This is a genomic window from Aquimarina sp. RZ0 (assembly GCF_008370685.1).
Lineage (GTDB): Bacteria > Bacteroidota > Bacteroidia > Flavobacteriales > Flavobacteriaceae > Aquimarina.
Window position 1 is genome coordinate 39490 of sequence record NZ_VTZU01000001.1, and the last position, 18261, is coordinate 57750.

9 protein-coding genes are annotated in these 18261 nt (G+C 34.2%); 1 reads left to right on the forward strand and 8 read right to left on the reverse strand.

What is annotated here, in order from left to right:
• Positions 1 to 79: 79 nt before the first annotated feature.
• The 6 genes from F0000_RS00140 to F0000_RS00165 all read right to left on the reverse strand — a co-directional run bounded on the left by F0000_RS00140 (position 80) and on the right by F0000_RS00165 (position 14448).
• Positions 80 to 1852, reverse strand: coding sequence for a long-chain fatty acid--CoA ligase (locus tag F0000_RS00140; RefSeq protein WP_149622660.1), 1773 nt, complete (start codon positions 1850 to 1852; stop codon positions 80 to 82).
• Positions 1853 to 2087: 235 nt separating this feature from the next.
• The gene (locus F0000_RS00145) at positions 2088 to 4499 is read right to left on the reverse strand and encodes a M14 family zinc carboxypeptidase (protein WP_149622661.1); all 2412 of its coding nucleotides are present in this window, start codon (positions 4497 to 4499) and stop codon (positions 2088 to 2090) included.
• Positions 4500 to 4711: 212 nt separating this feature from the next.
• Complete coding sequence (locus F0000_RS00150; RefSeq protein WP_149622662.1) at positions 4712 to 7105, reverse strand: M14 family zinc carboxypeptidase; 2394 nt, start codon at positions 7103 to 7105, stop codon at positions 4712 to 4714.
• A gap of 156 nt (positions 7106 to 7261) precedes the next feature.
• Positions 7262 to 10927, reverse strand: coding sequence for a phosphoribosylformylglycinamidine synthase (purL, locus tag F0000_RS00155; RefSeq protein ID WP_149622663.1), 3666 nt, complete (start codon positions 10925 to 10927; stop codon positions 7262 to 7264).
• A 444-nt stretch (positions 10928 to 11371) separates the two neighbouring features.
• Positions 11372 to 13222: an endonuclease gene (locus F0000_RS00160; RefSeq protein WP_149622664.1), complete on the reverse strand. Its 1851-nt coding sequence runs from the start codon at positions 13220 to 13222 to the stop codon at positions 11372 to 11374.
• Between the two features lie 17 nt (positions 13223 to 13239).
• Complete coding sequence (locus tag F0000_RS00165; RefSeq protein ID WP_149622665.1) at positions 13240 to 14448, reverse strand: RsmB/NOP family class I SAM-dependent RNA methyltransferase; 1209 nt, start codon at positions 14446 to 14448, stop codon at positions 13240 to 13242.
• Positions 14449 to 14523: 75 nt separating this feature from the next.
• On the opposite strand from F0000_RS00165, the gene F0000_RS00170 reads away from it, so the two are divergent.
• The gene (locus F0000_RS00170) at positions 14524 to 15594 is read left to right on the forward strand and encodes an oxidoreductase (RefSeq protein WP_149622666.1); all 1071 of its coding nucleotides are present in this window, start codon (positions 14524 to 14526) and stop codon (positions 15592 to 15594) included.
• 516 nt (positions 15595 to 16110) lie between these two features.
• Here F0000_RS00170 and F0000_RS00175 read toward each other — a convergent pair.
• Together F0000_RS00175 and F0000_RS00180 are read right to left on the reverse strand one after the other, a co-directional pair.
• The gene (locus F0000_RS00175; protein ID WP_149622667.1) at positions 16111 to 17433 is read right to left on the reverse strand and encodes an ATP-binding protein; all 1323 of its coding nucleotides are present in this window, start codon (positions 17431 to 17433) and stop codon (positions 16111 to 16113) included.
• Positions 17433 to 18260: an N-acetylmuramidase family protein gene (locus F0000_RS00180; protein WP_149622668.1), complete on the reverse strand. Its 828-nt coding sequence runs from the start codon at positions 18258 to 18260 to the stop codon at positions 17433 to 17435. The genes F0000_RS00175 and F0000_RS00180 overlap by 1 nt, the downstream gene beginning before the upstream one ends.
• Position 18261 lies beyond the last annotated feature (1 nt).

An 18261-nucleotide genomic window follows, 5' to 3' on the forward strand; every position in this document is an offset into this window, starting at 1 on the left:
AACTCCTCATAAAATGAGGAGTTGACTGATTTACGAGAGTAAGAGTTTTACGCTATTAATTTGTAATCAGTGAATTGAATTAGCCATAAATTTTACTATATAAATCTTGATATTTTACTTTAATTACTCTTCTTTTCAATTTCATGGTAGGAGTGAGGTGTTCAGCTTCAATACTCCATTCATCTGGTGTAAGTTCGAACCTTTTAATTCGTTCCCATTTACCAAATTTTTCATTATGGATATCTACTTCTTCCTGGAATCTGTCAATAACAACTTGCTGATTTATAATTTCCTGATTTGTGGTTCCAATAGTAATTCCTTTCCGAAGTGCCCAATCTTTTACAAATTCAAAATTTGGTTGAATAAAGGCTGCAGGCATTTTTTCGCCATCTCCAATGACCATAATCTGCTCGATAAAACGCGATTGTTTCATTGTGTTTTCGATAACTTGTGGAGCAACGTATTTTCCTCCAGAGGTTTTAAACATTTCTTTTTTGCGATCTGTAATACGCAAAAAACCTTCGCTATCTATTTCTCCTATATCTCCTGTATGAAAATAACCATTTTTTAATACTTCGTTGCTTTTTTCTTCATCTTTATAATACCCAATCATGACCTGTGGACCCTTTACCAGAATTTCTCCATCTTCTGCAATCTTCACTTCTGTGTTTGGGATTACTTTTCCAACGGTCCCAATTTTAAAACCTTTATTTCTAATATCATTAACCGAAACTACGGGTGATGTTTCTGTAAGACCATAGCCTTCCATAACACGTATATCTGCGGCATTAAAGACTCTTGCTAATCTTGATTGAAGGGCAGCACTTCCTGATGCAATAACTTTTAGATTACCACCCAATGCTTCCTGCCATTTACTAAAGATTAGTTTTTTTGCTATCCCTAATTTTTTTTCATACCACCATCCATTTGCTTCATAGGGTTCATATTGTAATCCCAGATCAACGGCCCAAAAGAATAACTTTTTCTTGATACCGGTAAGATCTGTTCCTTTTGCAATAATCTTATCATAAACCTTTTCTAATAACCGTGGTACGGCAGTCATAATATCAGGTTTTATTTCCTTTAGATTATCACTAATCGTTTCCAGAGATTCGGCAAAATAGATACCAATACCTCTATATTGGTAGAGGTACATCAGCATTCTTTCATAGATATGGCACACGGGTAAAAAACTCAATGCTTTTATTTCTCCTTCAAGTTCTGGAAACCTTGTAGCACTATTTATAGCATTAGAAACTATATTTTTATGACTGAGCATCACGCCTTTAGGTCTTCCTGTAGTTCCAGAGGTGTATATTAGCGTGGCTAAATCATCTTCTTTTACAGAAGCCATAAGTCTTTCTACTTCTTCCTGAGTACTGTCGTCCTTGCCAAGGTCCAGTACTGTATTCCAACTATTGCAGCCTTCAATATCATTAAAAGAGTATACTTCTTTTAATGATGGTACATTGTCTTTTATATTTTTTACTTTTTGTAAAACATCATTGTCAGAAACAAAACAGTATACGGATTCAGAATGATTTAGAACATATTCATAATCTTCTTGAGAAATGGTTGGATATATAGGGACGTTCTGTGCTGCAATCTGTAAAACACCAATATCCACAATATTCCACTCCGTTCTGTTATTCGTAGATATTATGGCAATCTTGTCATTTGGTTTTACTCCTAATTTTAATAAACCACGACTAATCTGATTTGCCTTTTCTATATACTCTTTAGTTGAAGTGGCAACCCATTTTCCGTCATATTTGGTAATTAAAGCTTTGCTTAAATTGTACTTTTCCAGCTGATAATATGGAAAGTCAAATAATCTAGTAATTGTATTCATATGTTGTTTTCAGATGTTTTCGCAGTTTTTTAACCCTTCATTTTTTAAGATATATGCCAGTATCTCAATACTATGTAATGTCTAATGTACGTACAAAAAGTATATTTCCATCAAACTATTATGCATGCATAGTTTTTGCAAAATATAAAAAATATTATAATAAACTACCCTAATATATGAAAAAAGGAGCTATCTTTTGATAACTCCTTAATATTTATAGGTTATAATTAAAGTTTTATTGTTTTAATACTTTATAAACTTTCCTGTTCTTATTTATTTCAATAATTATAAAATATAAACCAGGATTGATTTCTGAAACATTAAATTCTTGATATCCAGTATTTTGTTCTTTTTTAAAAATTTCCTGACCTAAGATATTCCTTATTTTCAATGTATAGTTTTCTAAGGATGGGGGTTGTACTTTTATAACATTATTCGTTGGATTAGGAAAAATTTTGAACAAAGATGCTAGATTATCACTAACATTAAGTACTGATTGATCTAAAGAATTTACGACTAAATCATCAAAATAAAATCCATCATTATTTACCTGATCATCAGAGGCAAATTGAAAACGAATTTTGATACGTTGTCCTAAATAATCACTTAAATCAATTTCTTCAAGAATCCAGTCATTTTGATTACCATCATATAGAGGTTCTCCTTCGGGCTGAAAACCATTGACGCTTCCGGGATTTGTATATTTTCCACATTGAGAGATCCAACTTGTACCTCCATCAGTTGATACCTCAAATTGTGCGTAATCCCAATTATTTTCAATATTCCACTTTGCATAATATTGAACATTTGCGGCTTGGGCAGAAGAAAGGTCAATGATCTGATTATATTCTATTGTTTTGTTTTGATTAGAATCATAATTGCCATTTGGAGATTCAGTAATAGATCCTGTAGCGGATACAAACGTAGTTGTAGAAATTCCCCAGCCCTGATTTGTGTATTCATTAAGTGAATTAGCATTATTATCAACAACGACAGATAAATTTCCAAAGGTTTTAGTAACGCTGATGGTTTCTGTAATATCTCCACTATCAATTTTTACGTCGTACATAATCTGATCCCCATTTTGTATGGTGTTATCCAGATTGATTGATATAAAATCTTCTTGTGTCTGTCCGATTGTAAACCCATTATAGCTTTTAGGGGTTCCTACACTGGTTATATTATTACTGGTAGGAATAATACTTACCATAAAGTTTTCTCCAGAATCCATTAACCCCAACCTTTTTACAGTATATGTAGCATTAAAAGTGTTTTGGTGAATAAAACCTGGAAGGTTATCTTCTACAATACCATAATTATGGATTAGTTTAGCGGCTTTGAGATTGAGAAACATCATTTCTTTACAGATCCCATCGATTAGATTAGATGTTGGCCAAAATGAATCTCCGATTTCAGTACCAAAGCCAAAAATTCTTTTATGAGGTCTTGTAGTTCCTCCATATATATAATCTACACTCCCTCCAGCGGCAACTGTTAATTCAGTAATTAATATATTGTTGTAATTATTTTGGGAAACCATTTCTTCTGAAATCACCTGATAGATATCACCTTCGGGAGTTGGGTTGTTATCTTCAAATCCATAAGGCATTAACAGCAAATCACCTGAAGTATGATTGTCTATAGAAATAGTAAAGTCGTGTTGATCGATAAACCATTTCATAGCCTGAGTTTCCACTTCAGAAAAAGCACTGGTTCCTGCGTAGATTTCTGAAGAAGTGTTATTAGAAGTCCCTACTGTATTCCACACGGCAGTTGCCGGAGTCCCATCTTTATAGTGATCATAATTACGGTTGATATCTACCCCGTGCGTGTTAAACCTATTTTTTCTCCATAATCCACCACCATTAGGATTCGTCACCTGATTGTATAAGTATCCATCAGGGTTGACTACCGGGATAAAATATAGTTCTGTAGCATCCACAATTTCTTTAACTTCCGGGTCAGTTTCATAGTTTTCTAATAAATACCACATATAGTAGATTAATTGTGATAAGCTGGCTGGTTCTCTGGCATGGTGAATAGAATTATACAATATTTCTGGTTCTGTAGTTTCATCTGTATTGGGATTATCAGAAATACGAACCCACTGCAAAGCATTGCCGCCAATAGATGGAGAAACAGAGCTATCCGGAGTTCCGTTAGTCAAAAAATTACCAACATTTGCTCTAGCAGTGATAAGGTTTGGATATTTGGAGTGCATGGCGTCAAGATTATCCAGCATTTCCTGGTATGTCAAATACCCTCCCATGGATCCTAATGCGAAATTGGTAGGTGTCGGATAGTCAATGGTGGCGTCTCCACCCGTTGTTGAGCAGGATGGGTTTTGCACTATATCTTGATTTTTAGCCATTTCATTTCGTTTTAAAAAATCTGCTCCAACGTCTTCAATAAGTATGTCTACCTGCAGCCCTAAACTTTTTGCTGCTTCAATTTCTTTTTCAGAAAAATCTGAAATAATAAAAACCCCTTGTTTATGTATTCCATGATCTAGTGGAATACCGAGTTTTGACAATGCTTTAAAATTTGAGATAGTATTATATCTAATTTTGGCTTTTTTATAAATCGGTGTTTTTTGAGATATCCCTGATATAGAGATAAGTAAAACAAGTAAGAATAATTTTTTCATTTTATTTATATGGTTAAAGAGTTAATCTTATTGATTATTGTCTAAAACGTATATTTTTTTATTTTAGTAGGATTTATAAAATTTTTAGATTTAAAAATTATGTAGATATGTGATTGTAATTTTATGAGTATAAAAATCTTAGAGCTATATATTCTACAAAAAAAGGAGATATCTTTTGATATCTCCTTTTTTTGTAAAATGTCATTAGCGTTTTATTCTTTTAATACTTTAAAAGTTTTTTTGCTTTCGTTTATTTCGATAGTTACAAAATACAATCCGGGATTAAAACCTGAAATATCAATTTCTTGATAATCACTATTATTTTCTTTTCTTAGGATTTTCTGACCTAGAAGGTTTCTTATTTCTAAATTATAATTTTCTGGTGATGACTGTTGAATTTTTATGACATTTTTTGCAGGATTAGGAAAGATTTTGAAAGCTGAAAGTAAATTATCCTCAACATTTAATATTGGTTGATTCAAAGAGTTTACTACAATATCATCAAAAAAGAAACCATCAGCTTCGGTGAAGCCATCAGATACAAACTGAAAACGCACTGCAATAGTTTCGCCTATATAGTCACTAAGATTAATTTCTTCTAAAACCCAATCCGATTGTGTTCCATCAAATAAAGGCTCTCCGGTGGGTTGTCCGGGATTTGCACTTCCCGGGTTTGTGAATTTTCCACATTGTGGGACCCATGACGCTCCATCATCTGTAGATACCTGGAATTGCGCATAGTCCCAATTATTTTCAATATCCCACTTAGCATAAAAGTGTATATTGGCAAATGTAGAATTCGTAAGATCAATAGTTTCATTAAGCACTATCGTCTTATTCTCATTAGGTTCATAATTACCATTTGGGGATTCAGTAAGTGATGCTGGAGAAGAGACAAAGGTCGCAGTAGTCGTAGACCACCCAGATTGCGTATAATCACTTATGTTATTTGCATTATTAGTAACAATACTTTGCGGAGTTCCATACTTTTTTGTTACATTGATCGCTTCAGTTGTAATACCTCCATCAATCTGTATGGTATAAGAGATATCGTCACCAATATTAATTGAATTATCTAAATTAATGGTTATATTATCTTCCTGAAAGACTCCAGTAACTGTATTTGTATAACTTATAGGAGATTCTACACTAGTGATATTACTACTTATTGGAAGTATGCTTACTGTAAAATTACCATTACCGGTGAGTCCAAGTCTTTTTAATCTATAGTCAGCATCAAAAGATAAGTTTTCTCCTGTAAATACAGAGCCTATACTCTCTATTTGGGCATAATTATTGGTCATTTTAGCAGCGGTCAGATTCAGATACATCATATCTTTACAAATGCCATCAATTTCATTTGAGGGAGGCCAAAAATTGTTTCCGATTTCTGGAGTAAAGGCAAAAATTTTATCGTGTGTACCCACTGTTCCATACATAAAATCATCGCTATCGCCAGAAAATGGCGAATCTCTTAATGCACTATAACCATTTTGAGAGGTAAGCTCAGCTCCTATCGCGATATATGCATCTTCATCTGGTGTTGGAACGTCAGCGTATCCGTGAGGAAAATAGAGAAGTTCACCAAATGTATGATTATTCATTGCTATAACAAATTCGTGCTGTTCTACAAACCATTTCATAGCTTGATTTTCTACCTCTGAAAAAGGGGAGGCTCCGTGATAGGTTTCATTTCCCGTATTGCTAGATGATCCGGGACCTCCCCAAGAACCATTGCTAGCATCTCCTCCGATAAAAAAATTATAATTACGGTTATTATCTACTCCATGCGTATTAAACCTATTCTTTCTCCAAAGCCCTCCTCCATCAGGATTCGTTACCTGATTATACAGGTATCCATCCGGATTTACGACAGGTATGAAATATAATTCAGTATTATCAACAATTTGTTTTACGTCGGGGTCAGAATCATAATTTTCTAACAAGTACCACATATAATAGATAAGCTGAGATAAACTCGCTGGCTCTCTGGCGTGATGAATGGCATCGTACAAAATTTCAGATTCATCTTCATCAACATCAGGGTTGTCTGATATTCTTACCCATTGTAAAGCATTTCCGCCAATAGAAGGGGAAACAGAGTTGTCCGGTGTTCCATTAGTCAAAAAACTACCAATATCGGCTCTGGCTGTGATTAGGTTTGGGTATTTAGAACGCATTGCATCCAGGTTATCCAACATTTCCTGGTATGTCAAATACCCTCCCATAGAGCCTAGCTCAAAATTTGCAGGAGTAGGATAGGTGTTTACCGTATTACTATCAGAAGGGCAGACGAGGTTTTTAACTGCTTTTTGAGTTTTTGCTATTTCATTTTTTCTAAGAAATTCTGCTACGGTATCTTCAATCAGAATATCTACTTGTATTCCCAGACTTTTTATAGTTTCTATTTCTGTATCAGAAAATTCTGAAATTAGAAACATTCCTTTTTTGTGTTGCCCATGATCCATAGGGATTCCGGCTTGGAGCAGCTTTTCAAAATTTTGAGGCGTACCATATGTGATTTTTGCCCGACTATATATTGGCTTGGTTTGTGAAATAGCCAGAGCAGACATGAGAAGAGTTAAACATAAGAATAGTTTTTTCATAGTTTTAGAGTTTTAATTTGTTTTTAAAACACAACATGTATAAATCAAAGATTCATGGTGTTTCAAAAACAATTGAGTGTGAAATATTAGACTAATAATAAATAATTAACTATTGATTTACCCTAACTTTATTTTGTTAAGAATAGAAAAAAAACATTATTGATTATGAATCCATAATCTAGCATTAACAAAAGCTTCTGCCCAGGGGGAGATTTTATCTTTTCTGTTTTCGGGGTAGTTAGCCCAGTTCCATTGAAAAATTGAGCGCTCAATATGTGGCATCATAACAAGGTGTCTACCTGTTGCATCACATAGCATTGCAGTATTATAATCAGAACCATTAGGATTAGAAGGATAGTTGTCATATCCATATTTTGCAACAATATTATATTGATCTTCTGAAAGTGGTAAATGAAACTTACCTTCTCCATGAGAAATCCATACTCCTAATGTACTACCCGCTAGTGATGATAGCATTACAGAATTATTTTCTTGAATTTTAACAGAAGTAAAACTACTTTCATGTTTATGAGAGTCATTATGAAGCATTTTTCCATGTTCATTATGTTCAGGATTGATCATCTCTAATTCCATAAATAACTGACATCCATTACAGATCCCTACTGATAGTGTATCTGTTCTCTTAAAGAATTTTTTTAAGACAGTATTTGCTTTTTCATTATATAAAAATGCTCCAGCCCATCCTTTTGCAGAACCAAGAACATCACTATTAGAAAAACCGCCAACAGCACCGATAAATTGAATGTCTTCCAGTGTTTCTCTACCAGAAATAAGATCCGTCATATGCACATCTTTTACATCAAAACCTGCCAGGTACATTGCATGTGCCATTTCTCGCTCAGAGTTACTTCCTTTTTCTCGGATTATGGCAGCTTTTGGTCTGGGTTTTGTATTATCAATTACAGGTTTTTTTCCTGTAAATTGTTTTGGGAATGTATATTGTAAAGGTTGTTTTGCCAGATTGTCAAACCGTTGTTTTGCCAGATTATTGGCTGTTTGCCTTTTGTCTAAAAGATAGGATGTTCTAAACCAGATTTTTCTCGATGATTCTATCTCGAAACTAAAAGAATCAGCCGCATTTTTTATCTGTAGTGTATTATTTTTTGAAACGTTCCCTATATTAAAATATTCTATGTTATTTTCTGTCAGTATATTTTCAATATCAGAATTAGCTGCACTTTGGAAAACAATTCCTGAATTTTCTGAAAACAATAATTTTATAGAATCACTTTCTTTGACTGAAGAAAAGTCTAGTTGAGCTCCTAAGCTAATATCGGCAAAACACAATTCGAGTAGGGTTGTAATTAATCCACCAGATGCTACGTCATGACCAGCAACAATTTTATCTTCACGTATGAGCTGCTGAATTGTATTAAATACTGTTTTAAAGTTTTTTGAATTTTTAATTGTCGGGGCCTCTGTCCCAATTTTGTTAAGCACCTGAGAGAATGACGATCCTCCTAATTTATGTGTATCCTGAGATAAATTTATATAATAGATATCCCCACCATTTTTTTGTAAAACGGGTTCTATAACTTTAGTAATATCATTACAATTACCAGCAGCGGATATAATAACTGTTCCCGGTGAAATAACATCTTCATTAGGATATCTCTGCTTCATCGATAGGGAATCTTTACCCGTTGGGACATTAATTCCTAAATCAATAGCAAAATCAGAAATGGCTTTTACAGCTTTGTACAATCTACTATCTTCTCCTTCATTCTTACATGGCCACATCCAGTTTGCAGAAAGAGAGACTGATTGTAAACTATCTTTTAGTGGTGCCCAGATAATATTGGTCAATGCTTCTGCAATAGAATTTTTACTGCCTGCTTCCGGATTAATAAGCCCAGAAATAGGCGAATGCCCTATAGAAGTTGCAATCCCCTCTTTAGAATTATAATCCAGTGCCATAACTCCACAATTATTCAGAGGTAATTGTAATGAACCAGCGCATTGCTGTTTGGCAACTTTACCACCTACACATCTGTCTACCTTATTTGTAAGCCAATCTTTACAGGCAACCGCTTCTAATTGTAGTACTTGTTCTAAGTAATGATGAATATTTTCTTTTTTGTAAACAATAGCTTGATACTTGCGATCTACCGTGATGTCGTTCATAATCGTTTTAGGAGAACTACCAAACATATCCTCTAAGGCTAGATCCATCGGGGTATCACCTTTAGTTTTGGACTCAAAAGTAAATCGATCATCTCCAGTTACATCTCCCACCTGATACATAGGAGAGCGTTCTCGTGCAGCAATTCTTTCTAAAGTGTCAATATCTTTTTTGCCAATAACTAATCCCATACGTTCCTGAGATTCATTACCAATAATTTCTTTTGCAGAAAGTGTTGGATCTCCAACAGGTAATGCATCCAGATCAATTTTTCCTCCAGTTTCTTCTACTAATTCAGATAAGCAATTGAGATGTCCTCCAGCTCCGTGATCATGAATCGATACAATAGTGTTAGTATCACTTTCTACCATAGCACGAATGGCATTGGCAGCGCGTTTTTGCATCTCGGGATTAGAGCGTTGTATGGCATTTAATTCAATACCACTGCTAAACTCTCCTGTGTCGGCAGAGGAAACGGCAGCACCACCCATCCCGATTCTATAATTCTCTCCTCCCAGAATTACTATTTTATCACCGGTTGCGGGAGTATCTTTTATGGCTTGTTCTGCCTTGCCATATCCAATGCCTCCTGCTTGCATAATTACCTTATCAAATCCTAGTTTACGCGCATTTTCTTCGTGTTCAAAAGTTAATACAGAACCAGTAATTAGAGGTTGTCCGAACTTATTACCAAAATCTGAAGCCCCATTAGAAGCTTTGATCAGAATATCCATAGGAGTTTGATACAACCATTTTCTTTCCTCTACAGCTTTTTCCCAGGGGCGGTTTTCTTCTAATCTGGAATATGATGTCATATAAACCGCTGTTCCAGCAAGTGGTAAAGAACCTTTTCCACCAGCAAGGCGGTCTCTGATTTCTCCACCAGAACCCGTAGCAGCCCCATTAAAAGGTTCTACAGTGGTAGGAAAATTATGGGTTTCTGCTTTTAGAGAAATAACACTATCAAATGTTTTTTCTTCATAAAAGTCAGGTTTGTCAGCACTTTTTGGAGCAAACTGAGTCACTTTTGGTCCTTTTATAAAGGCTACATTATCTTTATAAGCAGAAACGATATTATTAGGGTTTTCTTCTGAAGTTTTCTTGATTAACTTAAAAAGAGAAGTAGGCTGTTCTTCTCCATCAATAATAAAAGTACCGTTAAATATTTTATGTCTGCAATGTTCTGAATTTACTTGTGAAAAACCGAAGACTTCAGAATCTGTAAGTTTTCGTCCTATTTTTTTAGAAACATTTTCCAGGTATTCAATTTCTTCAGCACTAAGGGCAAGACCTTCCTTTTTGTTGTATGTAGCTATGTCATCAATTTTTAGAATTACTTCGGGTTCAATATCAATGGTATAGATATCTTGATGTAAACTAGAATATTTTTGAGAAAGCATGGGGTCAAAACCCATAAAATCATCTGGTATTGCCTCGAATTCCTCGATTCTTATAATTTCGGATATGCCCATATTCTGAGTAATCTCTACAGCGTTAGTACTCCAGGGAGTAATCATAGCAGCACGTGGACCAACAAAAAAGGCGTCAATAGACACCGATGGGATTTTAGGTTGGTTACCAAATAACCAGTTTAGTTTTTTAATATTTTCAGTTGAGATTTCTTTAGCGGTTTGTAATGCAAATACTTTCTCTTTTGGGTTTCCGAAGAAGTGGATCATACTCCGAGGCTTTGTGTTATTTTTAATAAGCTGCAAATTTACCACTTTTCTATATAAATTAATTTAGAATCATCAATTTATAATCCCTCATTCAGATTTCGTTGATTCAATATATTTTGAATGAATAGGATACAATCCAAAAAGACGCCATGTTGATTAACTTAATAATAGTTTCACTTGTTTTTGAATTTAGAAATAATTATGTTTAAAAAGCATCGATTACAGTGTTTTGCCTACATGAAATGAAGACAAAATGTATCGAGAGCAGCTTTTTTGGATTTAAATTCTGTTCTCGATACACTTCTCCTAAGGTCAAAGCACTCGAACTAACAAATCTTATCCCAAAAATGACTAAATGCACAATGGATTAGTTTGGTCAATTGGTCTGTATTTTTAAAGCAGAATTGATATAAATTATGGTTAGATAAATATTGAAATATCTGATTAGTCAACCACTATTTTTTGTATAAAATTTTGTCCAGAAGGAGCAATGATCTCTAATAACAATATTCCTTTAGGAAGATTTTCTAAAGTAATCTGGTTAGAAGCGTTATTTATTTCCTTTTTTAGTAAACTTCCTTTTAAGTCATATAGTAAAAGTTCTTTCCAATTACTTTCTGTGTTTATGAATATTCGACCATGAGATGGATTCGGAAATATGAAGAATGTGTTTGCATATTGTTCATCTATAGTAAGTATATTCTCGCCAATAATCTGAAAATTATCGACGGTCCATCGTGTAGCATTACCGCCATCCGTATCATACTTAAAAGCAATATAGGCTGTTCCGGTAATAGATGAAATATCAACATCAGCAAAAGTATTTATATCAGAAGAACCATTGCCCGACGGGTGCGAGGGTATTACAATATTGGGTACTGGTGTCCATATAAAATCAGAAGGATTTCCATTGCCATCATATTCTGAGGAAAATAATAATTGTAATGCTGTATTGCCAAATTCGGATCTGGTATAAAAATTCAAAGACTCATTTTCTGTAGCATCAAAATTGATAGGATTTGTAGTAATTAGCCAGTCAATACTAGGTACTGTACTACCACTACTGAAAGCATTCATCTGATATCCGCCAGAACTATCCTGACCAGCATCAGTATCACATCTCCAATCCAACGTACTTGATTCACTAATCGTAGTAAAATTATTAGTTACTGTTGCACAATCATTGAAATTCTCATTTATTAAAAAATTAGGGACACTAATTGTCGCTACATTAAGAGAATTACTGGCTAATGAAATGTTTTCTGAAAGATCAATAGCAAAAACTTCAATGTTATAGGAGGTTTCTGGTGCCAACGAAATTATATCGGTAGTTGTATTTGGTGTACTGGTAACATAGTTTCCATCAACAAAAATATCATATCTAATAACCTCAATATTATCGGTAGAAGAAGTCCAGGAAATAGTAATCTTATCATATCCAATCACATCGGCTACCAGGTTTGAAGGAGAAGTAGGTATTTCTACATCCGAGGTAGTGGTGTTCCATAAATCTTCGGCTATAGCCCCCCCCCATATTTTTGTAGCTAAGTTAGGGTTATCAATAAAAGGGTTTCTGTTTCCCTGAGCATACGTTTCTGTGGAATTATGATAATTGTTACGATTTTTTTCTATTCTCGAAACAGGGTCTTCTGCGTTCCACTCTAATAAAAGGTCAATCATATTAGCATCAATAGTATTGGTAGTTCCAATGGTTATATTAGAAGGAAGTGCACGATCACCATAACGTAAATACATATATAACATCATCCGGGCAATATCTCCTTTCCATTCATCTCCTGGATACCAGTTTCCTTGTGCCGTTATTGCGGAGTTTCCGCTGCCATCAGCAAATTTCCTATTACTTCTATTACTGTTTCTCTCCACATCTGATGGTCTGAGATGGTGCGCATCAGCTCCCGGTCCTTCTAGTCCTAAATTAGGAGTTCCTAAAGATCTTGCATATGTATGTTCTCGATTCCATTCTCCATTATCCCCTCCATTATTATTTTTATTTCTGCTAATGTCATTGGTTACATCAGCATCTGTACCGTTTTCATACCCATAGATCAGTATCACATTGTCTTTATTACCAGGATCTTCATCTGTTATCCTGCTAGCTTCCCATATTCCAGGTGTATAGGATAAAAACCTGGTATGGGTCGTTTCAATTTTTAAAGCGAGTTCATCTCTGAGTTCAATGCCAGTTTTTGTAAGATCAACATCATTATAGTATGCTTGTTGACCATACCCCATAAATACTCCTACTAAGAGTATAAAAAATAATTTAGTTTTCATTTTGTACGTAAATTGAGTTATTTTTTTTCTAGTAAAGCCATATAAAACCCATCAAAACCTGAAGAAGAACAAAGTATTTTTTTGTCTTTGACAAATATAAATTCTTTACCCATTTCTGATGTTAAAAAAAGTTTAACTTGATCTTGATTCTCTGAAGGTAAAATGGAACAAGTTGCATACACGAGTTTTCCTCCAGATTTTACCATTTTAGAATAACTTTCTAAGATTTGCAATTGAGTTTTTTTGATTTGATTTAGAAATTCAGGTTTTAGCTTCCATTTAGCATCAGGGTTTCTGCTTAGGACTCCAAGTCCGCTACACGGTGCATCTATCAATACACGATCTGCTTTTTCATATAACTTTTTGATATCCTTTGTACTTTCAATGACTCTTGGGTCTATATTATGTGCGCCAGCACGGCGAGCTCTTCTTTTTAGTTCTTTAAGCTTATTTTCATAAATATCCATCGCTATAATCTGACCTTTATTTTCCATAAGAGCTGCGAGATGTAGTGTTTTTCCTCCAGCTCCGGCACAGGTATCAACAACTCTTTGTCCAGCTTTTACATCTAAAAATTCTGCTACTAATTGTGATGATGCATCCTGAACTTCGAAGAGTCCTTTTTTGAAAGCTTCTGTAGAAAAAACATTGGCTCTTTCGGTAAGTTGTAAAGCATATGGATACCCTTTTACAAACCCTGTGTCTATATTTTCATCCTCAAGAATACTTCTTAGGGCATCTTTTGTAGTTTTGAGAGCATTAGTTCTCAAAACCACAGGAGCTTGTTGATTCAAAGCACTGATTTCTTTGTCCCATTTAGCGCCTAATTCTTTTTCTCCGAGGGTATCCATCCAATCAGGAATAGACTCTCTGAATTTTCTTATTTTACCAAGTTCGTCAAAACGACCTTTTATTCGTCTTGTGGGCGTAGGAGCAATCTGTTTCCAGTCTGGTAAGGTAATTCCTCTTAGCGTTGCCCAAACTGCAAAAATCCTCCAAAGATTTTCTCTGGAAAAAGGTTCTTTTACTTCAGCAATTTCGGCATATAGACGTTTCCAACGTACAATATCATAAACGGTTTCTGCAACAAAACTCCGGTCGCGAGATCCCCACCTCTTATCACGTTTTAATAACTTTTGAACAATTTTATCGGCATAAGCTTCTTCATTAAAAATTTCACTGAGTCCATCAATTACGGCAAAAACAAGATTTCTATGTAAACGCATTCTTAATTTTTTTAAGGTCAGCAAAGGTAATTCTTTGCATCATAATAGTATTATATTTGATTAAAAATATTGAGTATGAGATTTTTACTATTTATACCGATTTCTATTTCACTTTTTTTCTGGATTTCAGCTCATAAAAAAACTATTAGACAAGATTTTACAGAGGTTGAAATCGAAATTATTTATGAAGACACCATAAGTATAAGAGCTATTGCATTAGACGAAGATTTATTAATGTATGCTGGTAGTCATGGGAAATACGGATATTTTAGAAAGAGTAAAAATCAAAAGTTTGTTCCTGTAAAAAATGCTACTATTGATTATAATGGAACGAAACCTCATTTTAGGGCAATTGATAGCAACGCTAGTAATTTTTTTATATTGAGTATTGAGTCACCTGCACTATTATATAAGATTAATAAAAAAACGGGAGCAATAAAATTGCAGTATGTAGAGGAAGGCGCACATATTTTTTATGATTCAATTTCTTTTTGGAATGATAATGAAGGAGTTGCCATGGGAGACCCAATAGATGGATGTTTATCAATTATCGTTACAAGAGATGGTGGAGAAACGTGGAAAAAGGTTTCTTGTGAGAAACTACCACCTATGGTTGATGGAGAAGCTGCGTTTGCAGCGAGTAATGGAAATATAGCTATTGTTGGTGATCAAACCTGGATTATTTCCGGTGGTTTTAAATCTAGAGTTTTTTATTCACCAGATAAAGGGAAGAACTGGATGGTTTATGAAACTCCAATTATTCAGGGTTCTACCACAACAGGAGGATATTCTGTGGATTTTTATGATGATAGAAATGGAGTTATTTTTGGTGGTGACTATACAAATCCCGAAAATAATGATAAAAATAAGGCAATTACAAAAGATGGGGGAAAGACTTGGAATCTAGTTGCGAATGGGGTAGGAGCGGGATATAAAAGTTGTATTCGATATATTCCTAACAGTGAGGCCAAAGGAATGGTAGGAGTAGGTTTTACCGGGATTTCTGTTTCGAATGATTCTGGAGTTACCTGGAATACTATTAGTAATGAGAGTTTTTATACAATTCGGTTTATGAATGATAGTACAGCAATTGCAGCTGGAAAGAATAGAATAGCCAAGGTAACTTTTAAAACCTCCAAAAAGTAAATACACTACAACAAACTCATTATTTTTTTGTAGTCTACATAACCACCTTTATTGTTTGATCCATCAATGATTTTTTTCAGTCTCTTCACTTGCAAACTAGTCTTTAGAGGTATAAGTTCTTTTTTAACGTATTCTCAGAAACCTATGGTTCTTATACGATTTGTGGTTAAAAAATTCGTATAAATTCATTGAATTATTTTTTCTTTATGCAAGGCAAAAAAATCAAGCATAGCTATAGCTACGGTTTATTTTTTAAACGAAGTAGAAAGGAAAAAGAAACGATGAATATGCGAAATTTTTAGTTATAAATCGTATTAGTATACACCTGGATACTAGAAAATATCTCTCGTTTTCTCTTAGCTTCTTTATTTTTGCATATCAGAAAACGAGAACTCATACAAAAACTATACAGGATTTAGTTTACCAAACGTTTGCTTTGAAAAGAAAGCATTTCTGAGGATCGTAACAATTCGATGGGCAGTATTAGGAGGTAAGTTTGATGTTTTGCGTATATGATCACATCATTTTTCCTTCTTTTATATATTCTTTTTTGATACCATTAATGATATCTTCAGAGCTGATCTCTTTTTTGTTTTTGGCAATCGTTTGGATTGAAGCATATTGTATAGCGTTTATGATATTAGCTCCTGTAATATTATATTGAGTGGCGATTTCTTCTAAATTGATAGTATTAGCTAAGGTTGCTATTTGTGGAATATTGTGCTTCCATAATAAAAGTCTTTCTTTTTTAGTTGGATTTTTAAACGCTATAATGGATTGAAACCTTCTTGTAAAAGCGATATCAATATTCTTTTTAAAGTTAGATGCCAGTATAACCAAGCCATTATAGTTTTCTATCCGTTGTAACAAATAAGAGACTTCCTGATTGGCATATTTGTCATGTGCATCTCTAACCTCTGTACGTTTTCCGAAAATGGCATCTGCTTCGTCAAAGAATAGTATCCAGTTTTTATTTTCTGCTTTGTTGAATAAGTTTGCAAGGTTTTTTTCGGTTTCTCCGATAAACTTAGATACTACCATAGATAGATCTATTCTGTAGACATCTTTCTGAGTATATTTGCCAAGAAGAGTAGCTGTTAATGTTTTTCCGGTTCCGGGAGGACCAGAAAACAATACCCTATATCCTGGTTTTATTCGTTTACCCATATTCCAATCAGTTCTAAACGTTTTTTCGTGAGCTAACCAGGTTTCTATTTCGCGAACCTGTTGCATGGTTTCCTGATCAAGAATAAGATCATTCCAAATTAATTCTGTGGTAATCCGTTGCGCAGGAAATTTTTCACTTAATTCCGGATGTACTATTTTTTCTTTAGTAATCCACGATAAATATTCTTCATCAATTAATAAACGCCCGCTCATTTCTGGTTCTCCTTTATCAGGAATGTCCAGAGATATAATATTATTCCTTTTAAAGATATGTTGAGAATCAAAAATCTCAGATATTTCGATTCTTTTTTGGATATCGTTTCCGGCAAGAATATATAAAACAGTATTCCCTGTTGGAAAAATACCTCGAAATTGTGAGCCTTTTATACCTCCAAATTCTGGAAATTCTCCTCCATCAGGAAAATAATTTTCTAATATACTGTTTAAAAATCCAGGAGATACATGAGGAACCAGCGCAAGCAGTAAAATAGTTGCTTCGATAAATGGGAGTTCGGTTTTTTTGATGAATTTAGAAATAGACGAATTATCAAAATTCTCTGGAATATATTCTGGAATATTTTGTGTTTCTCCGGAGCGTTCAGATTTTAAACGATGTTTAATTACCGAAGCCAAAAAATCAAAGGGGGAGTTTGTAGTAGTATCTGTATCCATTATAAGTTTTTATATTTATCGTACGCTTTTTTTAGTTTTGTATGATATTTATATTTTTTATATCCAGAACCATTATATCCTTTGGCAAAAGCTTCCCAGTTTTTACTTTTAAGATGCCTCACAAGATTATTGGCTTCCAGAAATTTGCCAAAAGCTTCCAGGTGTTTACCTTCATCTTCATACATTCTGGAAACAAAAGCGTCTATAGACGAATACCCTAAGTTTTTATAGTGATAGCCCATAATCTGAAATGCTCCCCAGGAAGCAGAAGCGTATGCAGCATTGTGTATTGCAGGTAAATCACTCATTCCGGCAGCTTTTTCTAGTCGGTCATATTCTCTGGATCCTCCTACATAATTGTCCCTGTTTGGAGAAGGGTGCAAGACATTTTTGGTAAATTCAGTTTGATAGTCTTCTGGATTTAAGTTGGCTTTTTTGAGTTGTTTCCAAAAGACATGACCCTCAAACAAAATTTTCGGTCTCCCATCAATTAAAAACCCTTTTCCATTACTCTCGATTTCATTGACTGCCTTTACCGAAGCTAATTCCAGATCATATTGTACTGAAAAATCTATCAAATCCTGTTCTGATAGTAATTTATCCTGATATTCCAGAGATGATTGTTCTGCAGAAATAAGCTTAGTCCAGGTTTTGAGACCTACAATTCCGTCAATTACGAGATTATTTTTTTGCTGAAAGTCCCTGATCGACGTATCAGTATCTTTTCCAAAATAATTGGAAACAAAAACGTTATATCCGAGTTTTACCAATATCTGTTCTAAAAAATTTACTTCTTCTCCTCTTGATCTATACCGTAGTGTTTTCATG

Bases quoted from the DNA above. Each gene is read 5' to 3' on its own strand.
- F0000_RS00140 (WP_149622660.1), bottom strand. From the start codon at position 1,852: ATGAATACAATTACTAGATTATTTGACTTTCCATATTATCAGCTGGAA.
- F0000_RS00145 (WP_149622661.1), bottom strand. From the start codon at position 4,499: ATGAAAAAATTATTCTTACTTGTTTTACTTATCTCTATATCAGGGATA.
- F0000_RS00150 (WP_149622662.1), bottom strand. From the start codon at position 7,105: ATGAAAAAACTATTCTTATGTTTAACTCTTCTCATGTCTGCTCTGGCT.
- purL (WP_149622663.1), bottom strand. From the start codon at position 10,927: ATGATCCACTTCTTCGGAAACCCAAAAGAGAAAGTATTTGCATTACAA.
- F0000_RS00160 (WP_149622664.1), bottom strand. From the start codon at position 13,222: ATGAAAACTAAATTATTTTTTATACTCTTAGTAGGAGTATTTATGGGG.
- F0000_RS00165 (WP_149622665.1), bottom strand. From the start codon at position 14,448: ATGCGTTTACATAGAAATCTTGTTTTTGCCGTAATTGATGGACTCAGT.
- F0000_RS00170 (WP_149622666.1), top strand. From the start codon at position 14,524: ATGAGATTTTTACTATTTATACCGATTTCTATTTCACTTTTTTTCTGG.
- F0000_RS00175 (WP_149622667.1), bottom strand. From the start codon at position 17,433: ATGGATACAGATACTACTACAAACTCCCCCTTTGATTTTTTGGCTTCG.
- F0000_RS00180 (WP_149622668.1), bottom strand. From the start codon at position 18,260: ATGAAAACACTACGGTATAGATCAAGAGGAGAAGAAGTAAATTTTTTA.